The organism is Wenjunlia vitaminophila DSM 41686 (genome assembly GCF_000380165.1).
Taxonomy (GTDB): Bacteria; Actinomycetota; Actinomycetes; order Streptomycetales; family Streptomycetaceae; genus Wenjunlia; species Wenjunlia vitaminophila.
Genome location: NZ_KB904650.1, coordinates 93,676 through 116,546, shown reverse-complemented (window position 1 = coordinate 116,546; position 22,871 = coordinate 93,676). Strand labels below are relative to the sequence as shown.

The 22,871-nt window shown below is 69.3% G+C and carries 21 protein-coding genes; 11 read left to right on the top strand and 10 right to left on the bottom strand.

Features of this window, described 5'->3' with window-relative positions:
• Positions 1-9: 9 nt before the first annotated feature.
• On the bottom strand, positions 10-627 hold the full coding sequence (locus A3IG_RS0104815; protein WP_018382410.1) for a TetR/AcrR family transcriptional regulator: 618 nt from the start codon (positions 625-627) through the stop codon (positions 10-12).
• An 80-nt stretch (positions 628-707) separates the two neighbouring features.
• On the opposite strand from A3IG_RS0104815, the gene A3IG_RS0104810 reads away from it, so the two are divergent.
• Positions 708-1,475 carry an SDR family oxidoreductase gene (locus A3IG_RS0104810; RefSeq protein ID WP_018382409.1) on the top strand — a complete coding sequence of 256 codons (768 nt, stop codon included), beginning with the start codon at positions 708-710 and terminating at the stop codon, positions 1,473-1,475.
• A gap of 57 nt (positions 1,476-1,532) precedes the next feature.
• Here A3IG_RS0104810 and A3IG_RS0104805 read toward each other — a convergent pair whose 3' ends face one another.
• The 4 genes from A3IG_RS0104805 to A3IG_RS0104790 are packed head-to-tail and all read right to left on the bottom strand — an operon-like array spanning position 1,533 to position 4,529.
• Positions 1,533-2,135: a hypothetical protein gene (locus A3IG_RS0104805; protein ID WP_018382408.1), complete on the bottom strand. Its 603-nt coding sequence runs from the start codon at positions 2,133-2,135 to the stop codon at positions 1,533-1,535.
• An 8-nt stretch (positions 2,136-2,143) separates the two neighbouring features.
• Positions 2,144-2,758 carry a hypothetical protein gene (locus A3IG_RS0104800; RefSeq protein WP_018382407.1) on the bottom strand — a complete coding sequence of 205 codons (615 nt, stop codon included), beginning with the start codon at positions 2,756-2,758 and terminating at the stop codon, positions 2,144-2,146.
• A complete protein-coding gene (locus A3IG_RS28595; protein ID WP_018382406.1) occupies positions 2,755-4,212 on the bottom strand; it encodes a WXG100 family type VII secretion target in 1,458 nt (485 codons plus the stop codon). Before A3IG_RS28595 ends, A3IG_RS0104800 begins: the two co-directional genes overlap by 4 nt.
• Positions 4,209-4,529, bottom strand: coding sequence for a type VII secretion target (locus A3IG_RS0104790; protein WP_018382405.1), 321 nt, complete (start codon positions 4,527-4,529; stop codon positions 4,209-4,211). The genes A3IG_RS28595 and A3IG_RS0104790 overlap by 4 nt, the downstream gene beginning before the upstream one ends.
• 361 nt (positions 4,530-4,890) lie before the next feature.
• On the opposite strand from A3IG_RS0104790, the gene A3IG_RS0104785 reads away from it, so the two are divergent.
• Positions 4,891-5,226 (top strand): YnfA family protein, encoded by a 336-nt coding sequence (locus tag A3IG_RS0104785; protein WP_018382404.1) that lies wholly within the window; start codon positions 4,891-4,893, stop codon positions 5,224-5,226.
• Positions 5,227-5,326: 100 nt separating this feature from the next.
• Complete coding sequence (locus A3IG_RS0104780) at positions 5,327-5,800, top strand: GNAT family N-acetyltransferase (RefSeq protein ID WP_040910805.1); 474 nt, start codon at positions 5,327-5,329, stop codon at positions 5,798-5,800.
• 42 nt (positions 5,801-5,842) lie between these two features.
• Here the strand turns inward: A3IG_RS0104780 and A3IG_RS0104775 are convergent, their stop codons facing one another.
• The 4 genes from A3IG_RS0104775 to A3IG_RS28590 form a co-directional block, all read right to left on the bottom strand.
• The gene (locus A3IG_RS0104775; protein WP_026219898.1) at positions 5,843-6,427 is read right to left on the bottom strand and encodes a TMEM165/GDT1 family protein; all 585 of its coding nucleotides are present in this window, start codon (positions 6,425-6,427) and stop codon (positions 5,843-5,845) included.
• 313 nt (positions 6,428-6,740) lie between these two features.
• Positions 6,741-7,487, bottom strand: coding sequence for a Clp protease N-terminal domain-containing protein (locus A3IG_RS0104770; protein WP_018382401.1), 747 nt, complete (start codon positions 7,485-7,487; stop codon positions 6,741-6,743).
• A gap of 322 nt (positions 7,488-7,809) precedes the next feature.
• Complete coding sequence (locus tag A3IG_RS0104765) at positions 7,810-11,403, bottom strand: beta-N-acetylglucosaminidase domain-containing protein (RefSeq protein WP_158676900.1); 3,594 nt, start codon at positions 11,401-11,403, stop codon at positions 7,810-7,812.
• 625 nt (positions 11,404-12,028) lie between these two features.
• Complete coding sequence (locus tag A3IG_RS28590; RefSeq protein WP_018382399.1) at positions 12,029-12,643, bottom strand: transposase; 615 nt, start codon at positions 12,641-12,643, stop codon at positions 12,029-12,031.
• 299 nt (positions 12,644-12,942) lie between these two features.
• On the opposite strand from A3IG_RS28590, the gene A3IG_RS0104755 reads away from it, so the two are divergent.
• A complete protein-coding gene (locus A3IG_RS0104755; protein ID WP_018382398.1) occupies positions 12,943-13,308 on the top strand; it encodes a nuclear transport factor 2 family protein in 366 nt (121 codons plus the stop codon).
• A gap of 8 nt (positions 13,309-13,316) precedes the next feature.
• Here the strand turns inward: A3IG_RS0104755 and A3IG_RS0104750 are convergent, their stop codons facing one another.
• The gene (locus tag A3IG_RS0104750; RefSeq protein WP_018382397.1) at positions 13,317-14,129 is read right to left on the bottom strand and encodes a helix-turn-helix domain-containing protein; all 813 of its coding nucleotides are present in this window, start codon (positions 14,127-14,129) and stop codon (positions 13,317-13,319) included.
• A 228-nt stretch (positions 14,130-14,357) separates the two neighbouring features.
• On the opposite strand from A3IG_RS0104750, the gene A3IG_RS0104745 reads away from it, so the two are divergent.
• From A3IG_RS0104745 to A3IG_RS0104715, 7 genes are all read left to right on the top strand, one after another.
• Positions 14,358-15,017, top strand: a complete 660-nt coding sequence (locus A3IG_RS0104745; RefSeq protein ID WP_236719300.1) for a hypothetical protein — start codon at positions 14,358-14,360, stop codon at positions 15,015-15,017.
• 179 nt (positions 15,018-15,196) lie between these two features.
• Positions 15,197-15,661, top strand: coding sequence for a hypothetical protein (locus tag A3IG_RS0104740; RefSeq protein ID WP_018382395.1), 465 nt, complete (start codon positions 15,197-15,199; stop codon positions 15,659-15,661).
• A 479-nt stretch (positions 15,662-16,140) separates the two neighbouring features.
• Complete coding sequence (locus A3IG_RS0104735) at positions 16,141-17,418, top strand: MFS transporter (RefSeq protein WP_018382394.1); 1,278 nt, start codon at positions 16,141-16,143, stop codon at positions 17,416-17,418.
• A 128-nt stretch (positions 17,419-17,546) separates the two neighbouring features.
• The gene (locus tag A3IG_RS0104730; protein WP_018382393.1) at positions 17,547-19,154 is read left to right on the top strand and encodes an ABC transporter substrate-binding protein; all 1,608 of its coding nucleotides are present in this window, start codon (positions 17,547-17,549) and stop codon (positions 19,152-19,154) included.
• Positions 19,151-20,101: an ABC transporter permease gene (locus tag A3IG_RS0104725; RefSeq protein ID WP_018382392.1), complete on the top strand. Its 951-nt coding sequence runs from the start codon at positions 19,151-19,153 to the stop codon at positions 20,099-20,101. The genes A3IG_RS0104730 and A3IG_RS0104725 overlap by 4 nt, the downstream gene beginning before the upstream one ends.
• The gene (locus tag A3IG_RS34970; RefSeq protein ID WP_018382391.1) at positions 20,098-20,988 is read left to right on the top strand and encodes an ABC transporter permease; all 891 of its coding nucleotides are present in this window, start codon (positions 20,098-20,100) and stop codon (positions 20,986-20,988) included. Before A3IG_RS0104725 ends, A3IG_RS34970 begins: the two co-directional genes overlap by 4 nt.
• On the top strand, positions 20,985-22,571 hold the full coding sequence (locus A3IG_RS0104715) for an ABC transporter ATP-binding protein (RefSeq protein ID WP_018382390.1): 1,587 nt from the start codon (positions 20,985-20,987) through the stop codon (positions 22,569-22,571). Before A3IG_RS34970 ends, A3IG_RS0104715 begins: the two co-directional genes overlap by 4 nt.
• The last annotated feature ends 300 nt before the right edge of the window (positions 22,572-22,871 follow it).

The window sequence follows — 22,871 nt, the reverse complement described above, 5'->3', positions numbered from 1 at the left end:
GCCCCGGGGTCAGGTCCCGTCCGGGGCCGGGGGAGCCTGCGGCCACACCGCCATCGCCAGGTCGGCCACCTGTTCCAGCTCCTCGCGGGTGGCCCCGTCCCGAGCCTGCTGGGACATGCCCTCGATCACGGAACCGAAGTAGACGGCCAGGGCCCGGGGCTCGGTGCCGGCCGGTAGCTGTCCCCGCGCCTCGGCCCTGGACAGGCGTGCCTGGAACGCGTTGACGGTCGCCACCCGCCGTTCCCGCAGGTCCTGCTCGACCTCGCAGGAGTGGGGCGAGCAGTTGGTGGCCGCGGTGATGACCAGGCACCCCGTGGGGTGCCCGGGAGCGGTGTAGGTCTCCGCCGCCGTGCGCAGTATCCCGGCGAACGCCGCCCGGACGTCGTCCTCCTCGAGCGACTCCCACAGGAAGGCGCCGTGGGTGCGGGTGTACGCGTCCACCACCTCGGTGAAGAGCGTGCGCTTGTCCCCGAACGCCGCGTACAGGCTCGGCGGGGAGATCCCCATGGCTCCGGTCAGGTCGGCGATGGAGGTGCCCTCGTACCCGTGCCGCCAGAACAGCTCGGTGGCGCGCGACAGCGCGGTGGCCCGGTCGAAGCTCCTCGGCCTGCCCTTCCTGGTCGTCATGGACCAAATTTACAGCGGTCACTACAGAAACCGGTATGCTCACCGTTCTGTAGCGATCACTATGGAAGGGAAAAGGTGCAATGGGCGCACTGACGGGCAAGGTCGCACTGGTCACCGGCGGCAGCCGCGGCATCGGACGGGCCACCGCCGAGCGGCTCGCCAGCGAGGGCGCACTGGTGGCCGTGCACCACGGCCGCAACACCGGGGCCGCGGAGGAGACGGTCAACGCCATCCGGGCCGCCGGCGGCTCGGCGTTCTCCCTGCGGGCCGAACTGGGGACCGCGGGCGACGTGGAGACGCTGTGGGCGGAGTTCGACCGCCTGGTGCTGGAGCACGGTCCCGGAGCCGGGCTCGACATCCTGGTCAACAACGCGGGCATCAGCCCCCGGGCCGAGGTCGAGGAGACCACCCGCGAGGCCTTCGACGAACTCTTCGAGGTCAACGTCCGTGCCCTGTTCTTCGTGACCCAGCAGGGACTGAAGCGGCTGCGGGACGGAGGGCGCATCGTCAACGTCTCCTCCGCGACCTCGCGCATAGCACTGCCCGACATCATCGCGTACAGCATGACCAAGGGCGCCGTGGACACCTTCACCCGCACCCTGGCCAAGACCCTCGGCGAGCGGGGCGTCACCGTCAACGCGGTCGCGCCCGGCATCATCGACACCGACCTCAACGCGCCCTGGCTGCGCGGGAACCCGGACGCCCAGCAGTACGCGTCCGGGTTCTCGGCGCTCGGACGGGTGGGCCTGCCCGACGACGTCGCCGACATCGTCGCCTTCCTCGCCTCCGACGCCGCCCGCTGGGTGACCGGGCAGGTCATCGACGCCACGGGCGGCTCGCACCTGTGAGTGGCCGGCCCGTGCCACCGGCCGCCCGTGGCCGGTGGCACGGGCGGCCGGCGCTCCTCAGCCCGCCGGCGTCACCCGCAGCGTCTCGGCGATCCGGTCCGCGGTCTCCACCAGGGCGTCACCCGCGGCCAGGGCGGTCCACGACACGAGGACGAGCACGGCCAGGTCGAAGCCGCGGGGCAGGACCCCGTACGTGAGGGTCTCCACCACGGGCCGTCCGCCGCCGGGGTACGCCTCCGCCCCCGCGAACCGTTGGCGCAGGCGCACCGCGGGCCCGGCCGGGAGCCTGGCGCTGAGGCTCTGCGCCGTCCCGAACTCGGGCGCGGTGAAGGCCTCCTCGAGCCACCGCAGGGTGATCTCGGGAACCGTGTCGTCGGGCTCGACGCTCGTCACCTCCAGGACCGCCAGGGCGTCGGGCAGGGCGTCCCGGTACAGCGCGAAGGCGTGGATCGGCGCCCGGGAACGGCTGTCCTCAGCCCGGCTCGCCAGGTCGTTCTCGAGCGCGCGGAGGAACTCGGGCTCCGGAGCGGCGTGACCGGCGAGCGCCGCGACGGCGGGCGCCTCGTGCCGCGCCCAGACCCACGGATCGACGTCCTCCGCCAGCGGCAGGGGGACCCAGTCCCGGGGGCAGGAGACACCGCAGTTCCACGAGCCGGCCACGACAGGTCTCACTCCTTCCAGCGCAACGACCCGGCAACGGCGTCGAACAGGTCAACCATGGCGTCGGCGAGCGCGTCCAGGGGCGTGGAGAACGACAGGAGCAGGAACGCGGTGCTCCTCGGCACGGGAACGTGGTAGTCGAGGCTCGTGACCGGAAGCGTGTTGCCCAGCACGGCGTCCCCGGCGTCCTCGGTGGGCACGGTCCGCAGCCGGGCGCGCACCGAAGGACCCGCGGGCAGGTCCTCGACGGTCACCTCGCGTTCCGAAGGGCCCTGCCGCTTCAGGTACTCGGCGAACGCGTCCACCGGCACGGCGGCCCCGCCGGGGTCCGGTGCCGCGAGCGTGACCACCAGGGACGCCGGGAGCGGCATGGGGCCGGCGGACTGCAGGCCCAGGTACAGCTCGATGCCCCCGCCGCGGTAGGCCTTCTCGGCGTGGGCGAGCATCTCCTCCCGCACCCGCTGCTTGACCAGGGGCGCGTCGTCCAGCCCGCGGAACTGCCGATCGACCAGTGCCCGCACCGACCGGTCCCGGCGGCCGGGCTCCAGGTCGATCCTGAACCAGTCCTCGGGGAGCAGCAGCCGGTAGTCGGTGGGCGGGCCCTGGACCGCGCCGTCCGTCATGGTGCCCCGACCTCCCTGGTGAGAGGCTGCTTGACGCCCAGCAGGTCGTCGAACACCTTCGCCTTGTCACCGATGTCCACCGCGGTGGCCGCCAGGGTGTTGCCGCCCCACACCACGGTCTGGCGCCGGATGGCGTCCATGTGCGTCCTGACCGCGTCGTCCGCGAACAGGGACGGGTTGATCCTCGCGAGGTCGTCGGCCTCCTTCAACAACCCGGAGTCCCCGACGAGGACGGAGGCACCGCGCCACGTCTCACCCTTGAACAGCGCGGGCACGTTCTTCAGGTCAGACAGGCCCCTGACCGACTGCCAGCTCTCCTTGGTGACCTCCACGGGGCTGAGGCCTGACCGGATGCTCGACCAGCCGGGGAAGAAACCCCTGGGGGACCTCGCCAGTGCCTCGGCCGCGTGCACCCCCCTGGGAGCGCCGGGCACCTGCCGGTTGGCGGCCCGCCACGACGCCTCCACCGCCCGGCGGTTGGCCGCGGTGCCCCGCCGCGCCGCCTGACCGGTGACACGCGACATGCCCCGCCCGAACGCTGCGCTCCTCGCGCTCGCCCTGGTGGCGGCGCTTGCCGCGCGAACCCCTCCCAGCGCCCCCCGGCCTATGCCGAACGTGGCCAGCGCCACGACGTCCAACCCGACGTCGAGCCAACTGCCCTCGCCCGCGAGGGCGAGCAGGAGATGAGCGCCGAGAGCCACCAGCGTCGCGATCAGCGCGATCGTTCCCAGGATGCCGGCGAGCGCCTGCCCGACCAACGGTATCCAGCCCACACACAGGGACAGGATTCCGCAGACGGTGGCGACCCACCCGGCGATATCGGCGATCTTCTTGATGAGATCGGCGTTGTCGTGGACCCATTTCTTGAACTTGTACCAACCGCCGTCCTTCAGGCCGTCGTGCGAGATCGCCTTTCGAATGGCGTCGGCGGCGGCCTTCGCGGCCTCCTCGTGGTGCTGCTTTGCGGCGAGCACCCGGTCGCGGGCTTCCGAGAGGACTTCCTGCGCGTTGTCCCGTTTGGTGGTGATCCTGCGGTACGCCGGGTCGTCGGAGGAGCCCTCCGGCAGGTGATCGAGCGCCTTGACCATCGACAGGTACTCGGCGTGGTGGTCCTTCGCGTCCTGCAACGCCTTGTCGGCCAGTCGCTGGGCCTCGTGGATTTCTCCGGCGTAGGCCTCCTCGACCCTGGTGCCGAGTGCCTTGGCCGCCGCGTCGTAACGGTGGAAGGCCTTGCGTAACTTGTCCGAGGCCTTCTCGGCCTGATCACGGAACTCGTCGGCGGCCTTGCCCTTCCAGGACTCGACGGACGCCATGGCCCTGAGTTCGTCCGCCTGCCTGACGATCGCGTCGGCCGTCCTGCGCAGCTTCGCGCCGAGGGCCGCGACCTGCATCGGGTCGCCGGGCACCGGGTCCGACGACTCGCCGACGACCTCCCAACCGGTCGGACGTGTCACGTTCGTCCTCCCTTGGCGCCGGCGTCGTTCCCGCGTAACGCGCGGGCCAGGTCAGAGTCGACCTTGTCGTAGGTCTCGGCTGCCTTCGCGGTGATGTCCGAGAGTTTCGCCAACTCCTCCTGGAGCCGTTCGCGGTGCGCCTTCCAGTTGTCGGCGAACTCCTCGAACGCGGAGGTGATCAGTGTGGAACCGAGTTCCGCGACGCCATAACCGCGAGTGGGCTCCGCGTTGTTCTTGAACTCGTCGTGGACGCGTTTCAGGTCGTCGGCGCACCGTCTGATGCGTGCGGTGTCCGCCTTGAGGTTGGGATCTCCCATCAAACCCCCCGTCTGATTTTCCTTCCCCTGACCCCACGAGCGGTTCGTACAGGGTAGCGGGAGCATGAAACAATCTGAACCCCGAACGGTCCCGCCCCTGGCCATCCGCTGTCCGGAGAAAAACAGAAGTGATCCGTGTCATCGCCGTCGCGCGTCCCACGGACCCACCGAGGTAACAGGAAAGCATTCGCGCCTCTCCCGTACCGTGGTCACCGCCGCACATCTGGGCCCACAGCGAATTCCACGCCCACCCGAAGGCCAGCGGGAACCGCTCCGTGGGACCCTCTGGGGAACGACGGACGCTCCCGGTTCCCGGGTCGCCGTTCCCGTCCCCGCTGACCCGCCAGAAGGACCCGCTGCCGTGCTCGTCGCCCGCTCCGTCACCCTGTTCGTCCTCGCCGCCCTGTTCGAGATCGGCGGGGCCTGGCTGGTCTGGCAGGGCGTTCGGGAAAACCGCGGCTGGATCTTGGTCGGTGCGGGAGCCGTCGCGCTCGGGCTGTACGGGTTCGTCGCCACCCTCCAGCCGCAGGGCGACTTCGGACGTATCCTCGCCGCCTACGGCGGGGTCTTCGTCGCCGGCTCGCTCGCCTGGGCCGCGGTCGCCGACGGCTACCGTCCCGACCGGTTCGACATCGCCGGGGCACTGGTCTGCCTCGTCGGGATGGCCGTCATCATGTACGCGCCGCGCGGGCACTGACCCCGGCAGGGGCACCGGGCCACCCGCCGCACCACCGGCCGACCCGGGGCCGCCGGCCCGCGACCGGGGGAGTGTCAGTGCCCGGTGGCAGACTCGCCCCATGGGAATGAGCGTGGCACTGCGAGCCGTGGTCGAGTCGGACCTGGAGCTGTTCTTCGAGCAGGAGCAGGACGAGGAGGCGGCCCGGCGCTCGCGGTTCACGCCCCGGGGCCGCGAGGCCTTCATGACCCACTGGACCACCCGCGTCCTCGGCGACCCCACCGTCCTGGTGCGCGCGGTGACGGTGGACGGCGAGCCGGCGGGGAACGTCGTGGCCTGGTGGGCCGGGGACCAGCGGTTCATCGGTTACTGGCTCGGTCGGAGCCACTGGGGGCGGGGGATAGGCACCGAGGCGCTCACCTTGTTCCTCCGGGAGGAGCGGACCCGCCCCCTGTACGCCGACCCCTTCGTCGGGAACACCGGCTCGGTCCGGCTGCTGGAGAAGCTCGGCTTCCAGCGCTCCGGCACCCTCCGGCACGGTGAGGACGACCACCTGCTGCTCGTCCTCAACGGCGACGGCGACGGCGACCGCTGAGACCCGGGACGGGTGGCCCGTTCCCGTCCCACCCGTCCCACGTCACCCGGTGAACGCCTCCACCACCGACCAGACGGCCAGGCCCGCCATGCACAGGCCGCCGAAGCGCTGCACCGTCCTCAACGGCACCCGCCTGGCGATGAACCGGCCCACCAGCAGGGCCAGTGCCGAGACGCTCATCAGCGCCGCGGCGGCGCCGACGGCCGTGGACGCCAGGCCGTTGGTGGCGGCGAGGTTGGCGGTGGTGATCTGGGTCAGGTCGCCCCACTCGCTGATGAAGACGGCCATGAAGGCGGTGGTGTAGACCGGCCAGAACCCCCTCGCCGCCCTGGCCCCCGCCTCCGCGCCCTTCTCGCCGTCCCCGTTCCGCAGCAGCATCACGGCGCCGAGGGCGAACAGGGCGGCGGAGACCAGCCGGACGGCCATGTGCGGCAGCAGGCCGATCAGGCTGCCCGCGCCCACGGCGATGCCCACGTGCAGCACGAACGCGGTCGAGGTGCCGAACCACACGTACAGCGGACGCATGCGGGTGCCCATGGCCAGCGACGCGAACATGGTCTTGTCCGGCAGTTCGGCGAGGAAGATCAGCCCGAAGGCGGTGGCCACTGCCAGGGGGTCGAGAGGCATTCCGGTGCTTTCTGTCTGAGGCCGGGCCTGGGGCCCTGCGCTCAGCACCCGCGACGGGCGACGGGCGACGGGAGGACCGTTCGGCCCGGCACGACGGACGGCACCCGCTGGAACGGGCACCGCTCATGCCATGGCCGAAGGTCTCGTCCACCGTCACTCGAGGGCGACGGCCCGGCGGCCGGGACGTCCGAGGACGTCCAGCATGTCGACCGACCGGTGTTTCGGGACTACTCCCCTTCGCTCGCCGCCCAGTGTAGCCGTCCCGCCGTGCCGGACGGCGGGCGCCCGCCGGCCCGCTCGCTGCCCCGTCCGCTCAGGACTGCGACTCCGGCGCGGTGGCAGCCGCGGCGGCCAACCACGAGGTGAGCTGGGACTCGGTGCTCGCCTTGTCGATTCCCAGACCTGTGAGCACCCCCTCGCCGTCCTCGAGTTCCAGCAGCGCGAGCAGGACGTGCTCGGTCCCGACGTAGTTGTGGCCCAGCCGCAGGGCCTCCCTGAAGGTGAGCTCCAGTGCCTTCTTGCCCCTTGGGTCATACGGGATCAGCTCGGGGACCTCCCCGGCCGCCGGCGGCAGCGTCGCGGCGGCGGCCTGCCGCACCTGGTCCAGCGAGACGCCCTGGACGACCAGGGCCCTGGCGGCGAGCGCCTCCGGCTCGCTGAGCAGCCCCAGCACCAGGTGTTCCGGGCCGATCCTGTCGTTCCCCGCGGCCCGGGCCTCGTTCTGCGACGCCATCACGACGTTCCGCGCCCGATGGGTGAATCGACCGAACCCCTGGCTGGGGTCCAGGTCAGGCGCCGCGCTGGACTCCTTGGTGACGAACCGCTTCTGCGCCGCCTGCCTGGTGACCCCCATGCTCTTGCCGATCTCCGTCCAGGAAGCGCCGGAGCGCCGGGCCTGGTCCACGAAGTGGCCGATCAGGTGGTCGGCGACCTCGCCGAGGTGCTCCGCGGCGATCACCGCGTCGGCGAGCTGGTCGAGGGCGTCCGGGCGCGCCTTCTTGATGGCGTCGATCAGGTCGTCGAGCCGGACGTGGTGGGACATCTGGATGGGTTCAACCATGCGTCAACCGTAGGTTGACGCTCCGGGACTGTCAACCGGAGGTTGACGAAAGTCCCGAGCAACGGCGACTCGGCATTCCGATGGTCGTGCCCACCGATCCGCGCGACGGTTCCTCGGTGGTCGAGGGGCAGACCATCGCCAGGCTGGATGCCCTCTCATCGCCGCCGACGACGGCCAAGTCGTGGACACCAGCGAGGGCCTGTCCGGCTCGCGGCGGACGATGTCACCCGGCCTCCCGATGAGCCGGCCTCACGGTCCACATCGCCGCCGGACATGGGTCCCCCCGTGACGGGCCCCAGGCTGTCACAGGGGGACCTGAACGTCACACCTGCCACTTCTCAATCAGGTAGTCGGCGCTGGACGCGAGAACACGATACGCTTTTTCGGAAACCATTTCACTCTGCCTCCGCTGGTCAAGCAGACGTTTGAAGAGCCTCATCTGCTCGACGGCTTTCTGCAGTTCTCCCTGCTTTTCGAAACCGCCGGCTACTGTCAGTATCGCCTCCAGGGAGCGAGCGCTGCCGTAGTTTCCGAATTCTCCCTCGCTGTCGTAACGTCCGATGAGTTCCTTCAGGGAGGTCACGTCGACGATGCGCTGGTCACTATTCCCGACGTAAAGCTCATTCACCTGGAGGTCGGAGTTGACTCCCCATTCCAGTTTGATCTCGGCGACCGGTGCATACTTGCGGAGATCAATGTTGTGATATGCGCCCGTGAATGTGCCAGCGTCGATCCACGCCGAATCCCCGGTCCCCGTCGCGTCGGCCTGCACGGACTTCCTGACCTTCAGTCCAACTTGCGACCCGCTATTCTTCATCAGGATCAGATTGGTCGCATCCGGAGTGTTGATGTTGTTGTAGGTCAGCTCGCCGCCGGTATTTCCAACGTCGACACCGCTGAAGATATCGAGGTCGAGCAACTTCTCCAGGCCGTCCAGGTCGCCCGAGAGAACGGAAGCGTCTTCCTTGACCGTAGTGTTGACCTTCACCTCGTGGATCTTGAGCCAGTTGCTCTGCACGCGGTCGGTCAGTTTCACATAGCGAGCTGATTTACCGCCGACATCCACAACATTGATGTTCCTCGCCCCAGCGAACGTGATTGGGTCGCGCCAGCTCACCCCGTCCGAACTCAACTCGATCTCACCGGAGGACAGGACGTCCTTGTCGGAGTTTATGAGCACGTCATAAACGGGGATCTCACTTCCCAGATCGAATATGAAATGCCTATTCCCACTCGATCCCTTGAGCCAGAGATATGTGGAGGAATCGCCGTCCACGATATTGCGCACACTCCCCGAGTAGACGCTGGCATTGTGAACAGTTGCCGACGGGGAAGTTGCACCGCCGAAGCTTACAGAAAGCTCCGCAAGTGCGAATTCCTTCGCTTCCTGAGAGGCATTTCGAACGCGAACGTACTTAGCCTCATTGACCTTTTGGTCCGACCAGGACATCGCGCTCCAGTTTCTCCCGTCTGCCGAGAACTCGGGGATCAGGAACTTGAGGCCATCGTCAATTCTCAGAGCGCGCGCGTTCTTCAGTCTATTGAATTGGAACCCGAAATAGTCGCCAGGTTCCAAGGTGATCTCAGCGACGTTCCGAAGTGCAGCGGAAGCGCCTTCGAACGTCAGCGTATGAGTCTTCAGCGTGGATACGTTGGTGTAGACCTCTGCGGGTTTTTCCACATTGACCTGAAACTCTTTGACCGACAGACCGCGATTCGGCGAGCCCGTGTTCTCGTCGGTGAACTCGTCAGTGGCACGGTAACGCAAGAACTGTGCGTCAATATTAAGTTCCTGCGCAGTGATCGTGCTCGTTTCGAATTCCGCAACCTTTGTCCAGGTGCGATTATCGACCGATGCTTCCAGCACGCCACTCTTATAGTACTTTGTGTCATCCATCGCGATGAGCAGGTTGTTGATATGCGTCTTCCTGCCCAGATTCACGCCGAAGTACGCGCCACGCGACACCACCGCGCCCGAGTCGGTCGCCGTCGCCATATCGCCATCCAGCATCCTCGTGTAGTCGAGCGTGGTACTGCCGAAACCGCGCATCTTGGGTGGCAGAGAGAGCCTTTCCATCAGCCGTATCTCAACCAGGGACAGGATCTCCTCGGTGAAGGGAACAATCTCCTTCTGTGCAACGACCCTACTCGAGGACGACACTGCAACCTTGAGCTCTGCTCTGCGCTCAGAGACCAGGTTCATGGCCGCCTGAACTGATGCCAGATCATCGGCGGAAATTTCTCCCAATCCCAATATGCCTTGCACAGTGTTCCTGCTCGCCTGCGCAATCTTCTTCATCTCGTCCAACCAAGGCGTGAGCTCTCTCGAGATACCATTCGTGCCCTGGTATGCCTTGAGCGTGTCCACGGCCTTGACGATGTCCTCGAATGATCGAGTCAGGGACGCGCCAGAGTCGGAAACGTCTTCGCCGGCTGCGAACTGCTGTTTGAAGGTTTCCAGCTGAGGCAGCAGGTAGAGGGATTCACCCGCGTCAAACGGGTTCAGGCCGTGCGACGCGTTCGCAGAGAAGGTACCCAACGCCTTTGCCGCCTGGGGATCATCCCGGATGACGTGGCCAAAAGAGTCGCGCCAGCTCTGCTCGTAATCATACTTGTCGGTGTTCCATGTGTAATCCGCGACACTGAACAGTGACACCTTGGATGCCTGTGCCTGGTTCATCGGGTTCGAGGCAAAACCCGACACGTTCTTCACGCCTGCCTGGAGCCCCCGGGACGGACCCATATGGACATAGTTTGCACGCCCCAGGTCATTTACCGGGTAGTTCCACCACACATAGACTGGCCTGTCGATATACTGGGTGACCCAGTCGATGACGCTCTGATTGACCGGCGAAACGACGTTATCGCCCGTCCACATGATTTGTACGTCCTTCGGGAACCTGCTGATATTCTTCAGGTAGTTGATCGTTGCCTGACTTCCACTGTCCTTGCGGTAATACTGTGGGCAGAAGATGATCGGCTTGACGTCGCCCTTGGGTTTTATGTACTCACTGTCCATCCGCGTGATGAAGTTCACAAGCTGGTCGTTGTTCGTTGCGGAGTCGTCAAAAAAGATTGCAAATTGTCTGACGCCGATTCCGTACATCTGGTCGAACTTGTTCTTGAGGGCCTGAACATCGGCTTCGGAGCCCAGGTCGATCTTGCCACCGACGTGGGCGGCCCAGACGAACTCGACGTTGGTTTCCAGACCCTTACCGACCAGCTCCTTCAGCTCGGCGAGCTTCTCGGCGGGATAGGGCTCGCGCCAGCGCGACGCATGATAGGGGTCATTCTTGGGTCCATACAGATAGGAATTCATCTTGTAGTCGCCGCCGAACGACATCAAGTCCTTGCGGTTCTCGTGCGACCAGGGTGTGCCGTAAAAACCTTCGATGAAGCCGCGGAATTTCACGTCTGCGTAGTCTTCGATCAGCGTGTCGGTCAAACCACCGTCCGCCTGCTCCAAGATCTGATCCAGCGTAGTGACCCCGTAGAACGCGCCGCTGTTGTCAGTGCCCATGATGGCGATGACCCTGTCCGCTGCGGAGATCCTGAGGGCATAGCCGTCATCTTTCTTCACCGAAATCGACGGCTCGAACTTTCCGTTCAGGTACTCGTGATCGGCACCTCTATTGTTATCGGTGCCGATCAGGACGTCGATATCGTCCCCTGACGTGTCCTGCGGAGCCTTCGTAACGGTGAAGCCGCGTTCCTCGAACAGTTTCTGCGCCTTGGCGGCGGTATTCTCGCCTATGCTGTCTTCCAGCACCAGATTGATTGTTCTCCCCGCGAGTTTCATCACCCGGTGTCCTGCGACGCAACTGTGAACCGCCGGGTACAGGGCGTACCCGCATTCGGCCTCTCCGTTCGTTGCAGAATCGGAAGTAGTCGTTTGGTGCTGCTCGGCAGACGCCACGTTCGCCGGTAGCATAGGTAGTATCAAAAAGGAGGCCAGCAAGGTTCCCAAGCTTGTTCTGCGTCTTGCGTTGATTCGCATTTCGCCTCTCCCGTCTGCTGTTTGAGCCAATATTTAGGGTCTTCTTGGCGAATCTGAGCTGGCCGGTGAAGCCTTCAAACCAATGAACAAGATGACGACCCAGCCGTGGTCCCAGACGCTCCGGTCGCAACGTGCTCGCTGGACTTGCGTTTCGGGGCGAGCCCTACGGACTCAGTCAGTGGGGCAGGACGTCCGTCCTCATTGAAGCGGTGGCCGGCAGTGGACTCGGAAGATCGTAGGAACACCGTCTTGGGGCACCTTCCGTGGGCTCCGCCTCGGTAGCCGCCGGCTGGCGTGTAGGTGGAACGGCGCCGAGAGGATCCCGGTCTAAAGACGTAACTCTCGCTGAACCTACGTGGAGGCTCGGAGCTGATGGAGCGAAGCTCCACACGCCATGGCGAATAGCTGAACCTGGGGGTGCGCGATCCCCCACGTCCGCAGATAGCTGTTCACTGCCGGTCGCCAGCTACGCACTCCGCTCGCTGAGCTCGGTGGCCTGCCCTTGGCCGGTACGGTCCGATCAGTGCTTGCGTGCCATATGTCGCTACGTGCGCACTTCCTCCTCGGGGGGAGATCGCGGGCCCTGCTCCTTACAGTGGTGTAGACCATAGGTCAGGAAGGCTTTGGCGTCGAGTACCTGTGAGCGCCCTGAATCAACCTCTATGCCTCCAGAGCCGCCTCGGGATCGGGTTTGATCTTGTTGTTGGCTCGGTGGGTGTCGGGGGTCGTAGCAGGTTCCGTCGCGCCAGCAGGCCCACATCACACGCAGCCAGGCGCGGGCGAGGATGCGGGCGGCGTAGCCGACGATGGCCAGCCGGGCGCGGTGGTTGGCCGCGTGGCGGTAGCTCACCACGCGGGACTTGCCCGAGGCCCGGGTCACGGGGACGACGCCGGTTCCGGCGGTGAACTGCTCGCTGGTGCGGGAGCGTTCCAGGATCGGTCCGATCTCGCCGGTGAGCTGCCCGAGGTTGATCGTGCCGATCCGGGGCGTGGTCGCGAGCAGCGGTGCGTAGGGGTGCGAGGCGACCGCGTCGGCGATGGCCGCATCCAGCGCCCGGATCGTCGCCCGGATGCTCGTGACCAGTTGGACCTGGACCACCGGGGCCTGACGGCGTCGCTCGACGAGGTCTACGGCCGGATGGTGTCCGTCCCCGGCCACCTGACCGAGTCGTATCTCCGGCAGCTCACCAAAAGGGCCACGCCGATGACACGCTCGGGACGCTGATCAGCAGCATGCTGGACTTCGCCCCCGACATCTCGGGGTGCGCAGTGTGGCTCAGCGGAACGGACTCCGTTTGATGGGCCCCCGCGGCCCCCCGCTGCGCCCGCGAGCGTGACCTGGGAAGGACGCCGACGATTACCTGGCTGGTAATCGCCTCCGCGGGACGACGCGGACATGCTGGAGGACATCCGAAGCGGCCCGGGTGACCAGGCCGAACCGATGGGAAGGGGAACGCCATGTCCGCGCACCAGGACGCCGTCCAGCGCTACTTCGCCGCCTGGAACGCCACGCCGGAGGAGCTGAACGAGGCGGTGGCCGCCGCGTTCACCGAGGACGCCACCTACACCGACCCGTTGATCGAGGTCAGCGGGCACGACCAGATCGCCGCCGCGATCGCCGGGGCCCAGCAGCAGTTCCCCGGGTTCGCGTTCACGCTGACCGGCACCCCTGACGCGCACCACGACCTGGCCCGGTTCACCTGGGACCTGGTCTCCAGGGCCGACGGCTCGGCCCCCGCCGCGGGGTTCGACGTGGTCACCCTGGCCGACGACGGGCGCATCCGCTCCGTCAGCGGCTTCCTGGACCGGCTGCCCGGCGCGTGAGGCCGCCCTCAGCCACGGGCCCTGAGGGCGGCGGCCGTCTCCGGGTCGGCGGGCAGGAAGGTCTCCACCGCCAGCTCGGAGACGGTGACGTCCATGGGTGTGTTGAACGTGGTGACGGTGGAGAGGAACGACAGCACCGCACCGCCCACCTCGATCCGCATCGGCAGCGCGTAGGGATGGGCGCCGGGTGACCGGTGCTCGCCCTCGCCCTGCCGGTCGGGCGCGGGGTAGGCGGAGACCTCGTCGTACAGCGCGCGCAACGCCACCGACGAGCGCAGGCTGGCCTGGTGCTCGATCCGCTCCAGCAGGTGCGCCCGCCACTCGGCGAGGTTGCGGATGCGGCCGGCGAGGCCCTGCGGGTGCAGGGTGAGACGGATGGCGTTCATCGGCGGGCGCAGCAGGTGGTCGGGCACGCCGTCGAGCAGCGCCAGGGCCCCGCGGTTGGCCGCGACGATGTCGTACAGGCCGTCCAGCACCAGCGCCGGGTTGGGCTCGTGGGCCTCGAGCAGTCGGTCGAGCACGGCGCTCAGGGCGGCCATGGACGGGTCCCGCAGCGGCGTCTCCCGGTAGGTGGGGGCGTATCCGGCCGCCACCAGCAGGGCGTTGCGGTCGCGCACCGGCACCTCGAGGTGCTCGGCGAGCCGGAGCACCATCTCCTGGCTCGGCCGGGAGCGGCCGGTTTCGATGAAGCTGATGTGGCGGGCGGAACTGTCCGCCTTCAATGCCAGGTCGAGCTGGCTGATACGCCGCTGCCTGCGCCAGTGGCGTATCAGGGTCCCCACCTGGACCTCGTCGGCCGTGTCAACGATGGCACTCGTCATGGCACCGACCCTATCTGGCCGAAGGCCCTGCTTCGCTGGAATTCGTAATGAACGGGACTAATCGGCTCTGTGATTCCGCTGGTCTCCCGTCCTAGGAAACCCCCTCGCCCGTCGAAGTGTTGAGTGCCATCATGCCCTCACCGGCTGAAGGAGCCGACAGAGGGGGGCAAGGGATTGACCGCGTCGAGGGCCGCACTGACCCGGGACGACCTGCGAGTGAGGATATCCGTGCAGCACGTGCGCCTGGGGGGCGTGGAGCACCGGGTGATCCGCCCGGCGCGCCCACTGCGGAACGGTGCCCTGTACCGGTCCCATTCCTTCTACGACATGTACGTGGACCGGGCTGATGGTCGCCGCATCGCCACCCTGTTCCTGCTGGCGGCACGGTCCCCGCGGTCCCTGGTCCACCTGCCCACGCGTGCCGCGCCGACCGCTCCCGACGTCGGCTGGCTGGGCGAGCAGCCGCTTGACTTGGTCCTGGCCCACCGGGCGACGCAGTTCCCGGTCACCCGCTGGAAGCGGTTGCGCGAGCGCCTGAACGCCGGTAACGCACCGCGTGAACTCCGCACCGCGCGGGTGCCGCTCGGCGATGTGCCGGCCGGGGAGGAGTCCTCGGGAACGCCGGTGGACGACCACTGGCGCAGGGACCCGCTGCGGCAGCACGTCCACGCCCGGACGCTGTTCCTCACCGGTGGCACGGGCGCGTTCCGGGAGGCGGCCCGGGACCTCCTCGACGTCACCAGGGAGGGTCCCCCCGCAGCCGCCACCAGGCTCTACATCCCCGGGAGCTGCAACTACCACGTGTGCCGGTTGCTCCACGCCTGGGAGGACCTTGACCACGGGCGGGAACAGTTCCACGTGGAGTTCTGCCCGACGTGGGCCAGGTGAGCCGGGCCTGAGGGAAGACGGCCACAGCGAATGGTGGGCGGACCAGTCAGGCGGTGTCGGACCTTCCGCCGGGCTGAGGCCCCGGCCGTTCCGTACGGGTTCCCGCCTATCCGCGGTGGTGCCTGCCTCCTCTTTGTACGGTCGTACGGACACTGTTCGGCGTCACCAGGAGCGCTCTCGTGGAACTCGAGGAAATTCCCGAGTGGTTCTGGGAGGTCCTGGACGCGACACGACCGCGTTTGTCGGCCCTTGCGTCCTGGCTGGAGTCGCAGCCACGGGAGGTCCTTGAGGCCTACGCCCTCGCGTACGGCGCCGCGATGTGTTCCCTGGCCGACTTCTCGCAGGGAGTGAGGGTCGATGGCGTGGTCTGGTCCGAGGACGACACCGAGGACCTGTGCGCCTGGGTGGTCGGCCAGGGCCGTGGCTTCTGGCACCCGACGGTGGCGGGGCAGCGGGACTTGGCAGAGGTCGCGCAGGCGTATCTGGGTCGGGTGTCGCCGTTCTCGGTAGAGGTGACACCGTGGGACACGGGCGTCTCGAACCCGGAGCACAGGGGCTACCAGTCTCCGGGAGCCATCGTCCAGGGTGTCTACCGGACGTGTTTCGCGCAGAGCCTGCACGACCGGCTTCCCGGCGTGCTCTGAGGCGTGTCTCCGAACTCCCGCGGGGCATGAGGGGTTTCGTCGGAACCACTGGGTTCCTGACGTGGCATTCGTGAGCACCCCGCACTCCTTCCCGTGATCGGAAGGCGCTGAGGGCGACGTCGGACGGCGTCGCCCTCTTCCGTCATGCGCTGCGGCGGTCCGAGCCCGTGCGCGGGCCGCCGCGGAGACCCTGGGACGTCCTCCCCCTCTTCCCGCTGGCTGACGAGGTGGCGGACGGTGCGAGGGAACCGGGGGAGAGGACCATCACATGGCAATGAAAATGATTATCGCTAGCATGTCGCAGGGCTCGCGCCGGCTGCTTCCCAGGTGAGGAGGCGTTGTCGGGCAGCCCTGGAGTCGTCGATCCCAAGCCCGGGAAGGGAAGCCGTGCCTCACCTGTCGGTGGCCGGGAGCCAGAGCGGTTCCGCGTTCCCCAGTGCCCTGCCCGGGCCAGGAGTCCAGCCGGGGGGAGGTGAACCGTGAGGCCCTGGCACGAGATGCGCCGTTTCCCCGTCGCGGTCCAACTCCTGCTGGTCAACCAGCTCGGCGTCAACACCGGCTTCTACCTCCTCGTCCCCTATCTCGCCACCCACCTCGGCGAGAACCTGGGCATGTCAGCCGTCGTCGTCGGCGTCGTCCTGGGCGTGCGCAACCTGAGCCAGCAGGGGCTGTTCGTCATCGGCGGCTCCGCGTCCGACCGGCTCGGGGCGCGCGGCGTCATCATCGCCGGTTGCGGCCTGCGCACCATCGGGTTCGCGCTGTTCGCGCTCGGTGACAACCTGGCCGTCCTCGTCGCGGCGTCCGTCCTCAGCGGCTTCGCCGGAGCGCTGTTCAACCCCGCCGTACGCGCCTACGTCGCCCAGGAGGCCGGCGAGCGCAAGGCCGAGGCGTTCGCCCTGTTCAACGTGTTCGCCACCGCCGGCGCGCTGATCGGCCCGTTGCTCGGCAGCGCACTGCTCCTGGTTGACTTCCGCACGTCCGCGCTGACCGCCGCGGGGATCTTCGCGGCCCTCACCGTCGCGCAGGCCCTGGTCCTGCCCGCGCGGAAGACGGAGCCGAGCGTGGGCACGGTGCTCGGGGACTGGCGGGAGGTCCTCGGCAACCGGGCCTTCCTGGCGTTCGCGCTCGCCATGGTCGGCATGTTCACCCTGGAGAACCAGCTCTACCTGCTGCTGCCCGACGGAGCGCGGCGGGCCACCGCGTGGGACGGCGCGACCGGACTCGTCTTCCTCGTGGGCACCCTCACCAACCTCGCCCTCCAGGTGCGGATCACCCGCGCCCTGAGGGAACACGGCGACAGGGCACGCTGGATCTCCACCGGACTCGGCCTGATGGCGCTGGCGTTCCTGCCGCCACTGGTGACGACCTCCTTCGACGCACCCCGCGGGACGGCCGACGCGGCACTGCGCCTCCTGCCCGTGCTGGCCGGGGCCCTGCTGCTCCACCTCGGGGTGATGGTCGCCCAGCCGTTCGTGATGGAACTCATCCCCGCGTTCGGCCGCCCCGAGCTGACCGGTACACACTTCGGGATCTTCTACATGGTCTCGGGCGTCGCCGCTGCCGTCGGCAACACCGCCGTCGGCTGGGCCATGGACACCGGGGAGCGCAACGGCGCCGGCTGGCTGCCCTGGGGGTGCTGCGCGCTGTTCGGCCTGCTCTCCGCCGCCGCGGTGGCCCGGCTGCGCCGACGGGGCTCGCTGCCGGCGACACCGGGGCCCACCCCGGTGGCAGCGGCCCGAGGGAAGGGCGCGACATGACCCCGCGATGACCGCAGGCACGCGGAACCAGGCGGTGGACTGCCCCGGCCCGGAGTTCCCCGATGCCTCCCCCACCCCTGACACCCCCCGACACCCCACGCACCACCACGACCTCAAGGGAACACCCCATGCACGACGACCCCTCCCGTCCCTTCTCCCGCCCGGACCGCCGCGGATTCCTCGCCGTCACGGGCGCTGTCACGGGCGCCGCCGCGTTCGGCGCCCTGGCACTGAGCGGCTGCGGTTCCCCGTCTCCCGACGCTCCAGGCAAGGGCGACGGCACGCCCAGACGCGGCGGGCGGCTGCGCGCCGCGTTCGCGGGCGGTGGCGCCAGCGAGACCCTCGACCCCCACCGGACCAACCTCTTCGCCGACGCCGCACGCGCCAAGGCGCTCTTCGACAAGCTCGCCGACCACGGCGCCGACCTGTCCGCCCAGCCCCGCCTCGCCTCGACGTGGGAGGCGAACCGGACGTTGGACCGCTGGCAGGTCACCCTGCGCGAGGCCACGTTCCACAACGGCGGGCCGGTGACCGCGCGGGACGTGCTGTACAGCTACCGGCGCATCGCCGACCCGAAGCAGACGTTCCGCGCCAAGGCGTCCCTCGAGCCGATCGACCTCGACGCCAGCCGCGCCACCGGCAACCGGACCATCGAGTTCGTCCTCAAACGCCCCACCGCCGAGTTCCCCAACGTCCTGGCGGCGTTCGGCGCCTACATCGTCCCCGAGGACTTCGGCGACGGCGACCCGGCCGCCTACGACAAGGAACCCGTCGGCTCCGGCCCGTTCCGCCTCGTCTCCTTCGCGCCCGGTCGCTCCACCGTCCTGCGCCGCCACGACGACCACTGGGACGGCGCCCCGCACCTCGACGAGTTGGAGATCGTCGTCGCCAACGAGGAGTCCGCCCGCGTCAACGCGCTCCTCGGCGGCCAGGTCGAGTACGCCCACGAACTCAACCCCACCACCGCCCGCGCCCACGAGGGCGGGGGACAGATCGAGATCGTGCGGCTGCGTCGCAGCGCCATGCAGGCGTTCGCCATGAAGACCGACCGGCCCCCCTTCGACGACCCGCGGGTGCGGCAGGCGTTCTTCCTCATCGCCGACCGCCAGGAACTCGTTGACGGTGCGCTCTCCGGCGCGGGCGAGATCGGCAACGACCTGTTCGGCAAGGGGTACGAGTACTACGCCGACGGCATCCCGCAGCGCGGGCAGGACCTCGCCCGTGCACGTTCCCTGCTGAGGCAGGCCGGCGCGGAGGGGCTCAGGGTCACTCTGAACACCTCGGCCGTCGCTGCCGGGTTCACCGAGGCCGCCAGCATCTTCCGCGACCAGGCGAAGGAGGCGGGAGTCACCATCGACATCACGATGGGCAGCAAGGACTCGTACTGGAGCGACATCCTCGACCACGGCACCCTGTGCTGCTACCGCTCCGGAGCCATGCCCATCGAGGCACACATCTCCCAGCGCCTGCTCACCGGATCGACCACCAACGCCACCAAGTGGCACCACGCGGACTTCGACGCCCTCTACCAGCAGGCCCAGTCCACCAGGGACACCAGCGGGCGCGCCGCCGTGTACGACCGCATGCAGCGCCGCCTGCACACCGAGGGCGGCTTCCTGGTGTGGGGCTTCGCGGACTGGATCATCGGTACCGCGCGCCGCGTCAGGGGAGTCGACCGCAAGGCACCCGCCAACACCCTCAACTGGGCCCGCTTCGACAAGGTGTGGCTGGCGTGAGCCAACTGTCCTTCGTCGCCCGGCGGCTGCTGCTCGGCGTCGCGCAGGTCGCAGCCGTGGTGCTGCTGGTCTTCGCGCTCACCGAGGCCCTGCCGGGCGACGCGGCGGTGGCCCTGGCCGGCGACCAGCCCGACCCCGCCCGGATCGAGGCCATCCGCGAGTCCCTCCGCCTCGACCAGCCCGCACACCAACGACTGGCGCACTGGGTGGCCGGGCTCTCCCACGGCGACCTCGGCACCTCCCTGGCCTCCGGCCGCCCCGTCAGCACCTACCTCGCCGACGGCGTCGGCCCCACCCTGCTGCTGGCCGCGCTCACCCTGGCGCTGCTCGTACCGGTCGGCTTCGGCCTCGGCGTGCTGGCCGCCCGCCACCAGGGGCGGCTCGTGGACCGCCTGGTGAGCTCCGCGACGCTCGCCGTGTACGCGGTCCCCGAGTTCGCCCTCGGTGTGCTGCTGATCACCGTCTTCGCGCTCGAACTGCGCTGGCTGCCACCGACCGCCATCGGCTACGGCCCCGACCTACTCGCCCACCCCACGGCGCTGGTCCTGCCCGTGCTGGTGCTGCTGGCCCGGCCGGCGTGCTCGCTGGCCCGGCTGGTCCGCGCCGGCATGGTCGAGGCGCTGGCCTCCCCGTACGTGGCGCAGGCCCGCCGCTACGGGGTGGCGGGCGCCCGCATCCGCTACGCCCACGCCCTGCCCAACGCCCTCGCCCCCGCCACCCAGCAACTCGCCCGCACCATCGACTGGCTGCTGTGCGGAGTGATCGTGGTGGAGGCCCTCTTCGTGATCCCCGGCCTCGGCACCGTGCTGCTGAACGCCGTCGCCGAACGCGACGTGCCCGTCGTCCAGGGCCTCGCCGTCGTGTTCGGCGTGCTGACCGTCGTCCTCAACCTCTGCGCGGACCTCGTCGTCCACCGACTGGCCCCCCGGGCGGGGGTGGCCGCGTGAGGACCGAGCCCGGCACCGGGCGACGCCCGGGCCGCTTCGCCCTCGGGCTGGCCGTCATCGCCCTGCCCCTGGCCCTCGCCCTGCTGGGCCCGGTGTTCGCGGGCGACTCGGGACCGCGAGCCGCGTCGTTCACCCCCGGCGACGGGCACTGGCTCGGCACCGACTTCGTGGGCCGCGACGTGTGGCACCAGGTGCTGCACGGAGGTCGCCCGGTGGTCCTGACCGCGCTCGCCGCCACCGCCCTGGCCTACCTCGTCGCCCTCCCCGCCGGCCTGGCCAGCGCGCTCACCCACCGCCGCTGGCTGGAGGAACTGCTCATGCGGCCCCAGGACGTGCTGCTCGCCGTCCCGTCCCTGCTGCTGATCCTCATGGTCGCCTCGGTGCTCTCACCCGGCGGCGTCGGCCTCGCCCTGCTGATCGCCCTGGTCAACGTGCCGGACGCGGCCCGCATCGTGCGCGCCGCCGCCGCGGAGACCGCGGCCCGTCCCGCGGTCGAGGCGCTGCGCATGCAGGGCGAGACCTGGTGGCGCGTCGCCGTCGGCTACGTCGGCCGTTGCCTGCTGCGCACCCTGGCCGCCGACGCCGGCACCCGACTGACCGGTGCGCTGTACCTGGTCTCCACGGCCGCGTTCCTCGGCGTCGGGGTCGCGCCGGACGCCGCGGACTGGGCGGTCATGGTGGACCGCAACCGCGCCGGTCTCCTCGTCCAGCCGTGGGCCGTGGTCGTCCCCGCGCTGCTGATCGTGGCCCTGACGATGGGCACCAACCTCCTGTTCGACGCCGCTCTGGACGACGGCCGCCGAAGCACCGGGACCCGCGCCTGGAGGCTCCGGAACACGACGACCAGGACCGCTCGACGCCGCGCGGAAGGTGGCGCACACCCGTGAGCACAGACGACGACCCCACGGAACGGAACGGCGCCGCGGCCCCCGTGGCCGAGGTCCGCGAACTGCGCGTCGAGATCGGCGGCAGGGCGATCGTTGACGGAGTGAGCCTCCGGGCCCTGCCCGGCAGGGTCACGGCCCTGGTGGGCGCCTCCGGAAGCGGCAAGACCACCACCGGCCTCGCCCTGCTCGGCGAGTACCCGCCCGGCGCCCGGGTCACCGGCGACGTGCGCGTGGGCGCCGGCGGCCCGGCCGGCTACGTCCCCCAGCACCCGGCGACCGTGCTCAACCCCGCCCGCCGGATCTCCGCCCTCCTGACCGACATCGCCCGCGCCCAGGTGCGGGACCTGCCGCGCGCCCGGCGCGGGACGGCGGCCCGCCAACGCGTCCTGCGGGCCCTCGCCGAGGCACAGATCCCCGACGGCGAAGCCCTGTTGCGGCGCTACCCGCACCAGCTCTCCGGCGGTCAGCAGCAACGCGTCGTGCTCGCCCAGGCCCTCCTGCTCGGCGCCCGCGTCATCGTCGCCGACGAACCCACCACCGGCCAGGACGCCCTGACCAAGAACCGCGTCGTCAACCAACTGGCGGACGTCGCGGAACGCGGGATCTCCGTCGTCCTCCTGAGCCACGACCTCGACGTCGTCCGAGCACTCGCCGACGAGGTCCACGTCATGCGCGCGGGCCGCGTCGTGGAGTCCGGCCCGGCCCCACGCCTGTGGCTGGCACCCCAGCAGCAGTGGACGCGGGAACTGCTCCGCGAACCGCCGGAGGTCCCGCGGCCCGGCGTCCCGGACGGCACCGGACTGCCCGTCCTGCGGGTCAGGAACCTCACCGCCCGACACCGCGACGGCACGCGCGGCACGGCGGTGGCGCTGCGCGTCCCCGCACTCGACCTGCGCACGGGCGAATGCCTCGCCGTCGTGGGCCGCTCGGGCAGCGGCAAGACCACCCTCGCCCGTTGCCTGGCCGGGCTCCACCGCGACCACGACGGAGAGGTCCTCCTCGACGGCAGCGCACTGCCCCGCAGTCTGCGCGGCCGCAGCCGTGCGGAGCTCGCGGCCGTGCAGTACGTCTTCCAGGACGCGCGTGCCGCCTTCGACGAACACCGCCCGGTCCTCGACCAGGTCGCCCGCACCGCGACACGCCTGCGCGGCGCCGCCCCGGAAACGGCCCGGCAGGAGGCCCTGGCGACCCTGGCCCGCCTCGGACTGCCGGAGGACCTGGCACACAGGGGCGTCCGGCAGCTCTCCGGCGGCGAACTCCAACGTGCCGCGCTCGCCCGCGCCCTGCTCGCCCGCCCCCGTGTCCTCATCTGCGACGAGATCACCTCCGGCCTCGACACGGTCGCCCGTCGCGGCGTCCTCGCCACCCTCAGGGGACTGCTCGGCGACCGCGACGGGCTGTCCCTGGTCCTGATCACCCACGACATGGACACGGCGCGCCTGGCCCACCGCGTGGCCGTCCTGGACGCCGGAGAACTCGTCGAGCAGGGGCCCACCCACCAGGTCCTGACCGAGCCGAGGCACCCGTCCAGCGTCTCGCTCGTGGCCGCGACGGCGAGCCCCGGACCGGGAGCCGTCCCCTGACGACCCGCTGGCGCCCCCGGGGCCGAGCCATGACATGGCGTCGGGGCCCGCCAGACCTCCCGATGCCGGGTGCCACGCCTGTGGAGCCGGTTCTTGCCCGCCTTCGGTTCCGGTACCTCGTTGAAGTGCGGAGCCAGGCCGCTCGGCAGCATGATCTCCGTTGAAGAGGCGGGCGCCATCGGGATTCCCAGTCCGGCATGGGCGTCGAACAGGGCCGGTCCACCGTTCGGCCTTCCGGAATACCGGGCCCGTTCGGCACCGAGCCCGGTTCGGCCGCTACCGCCGCCGTGGCCATCGACC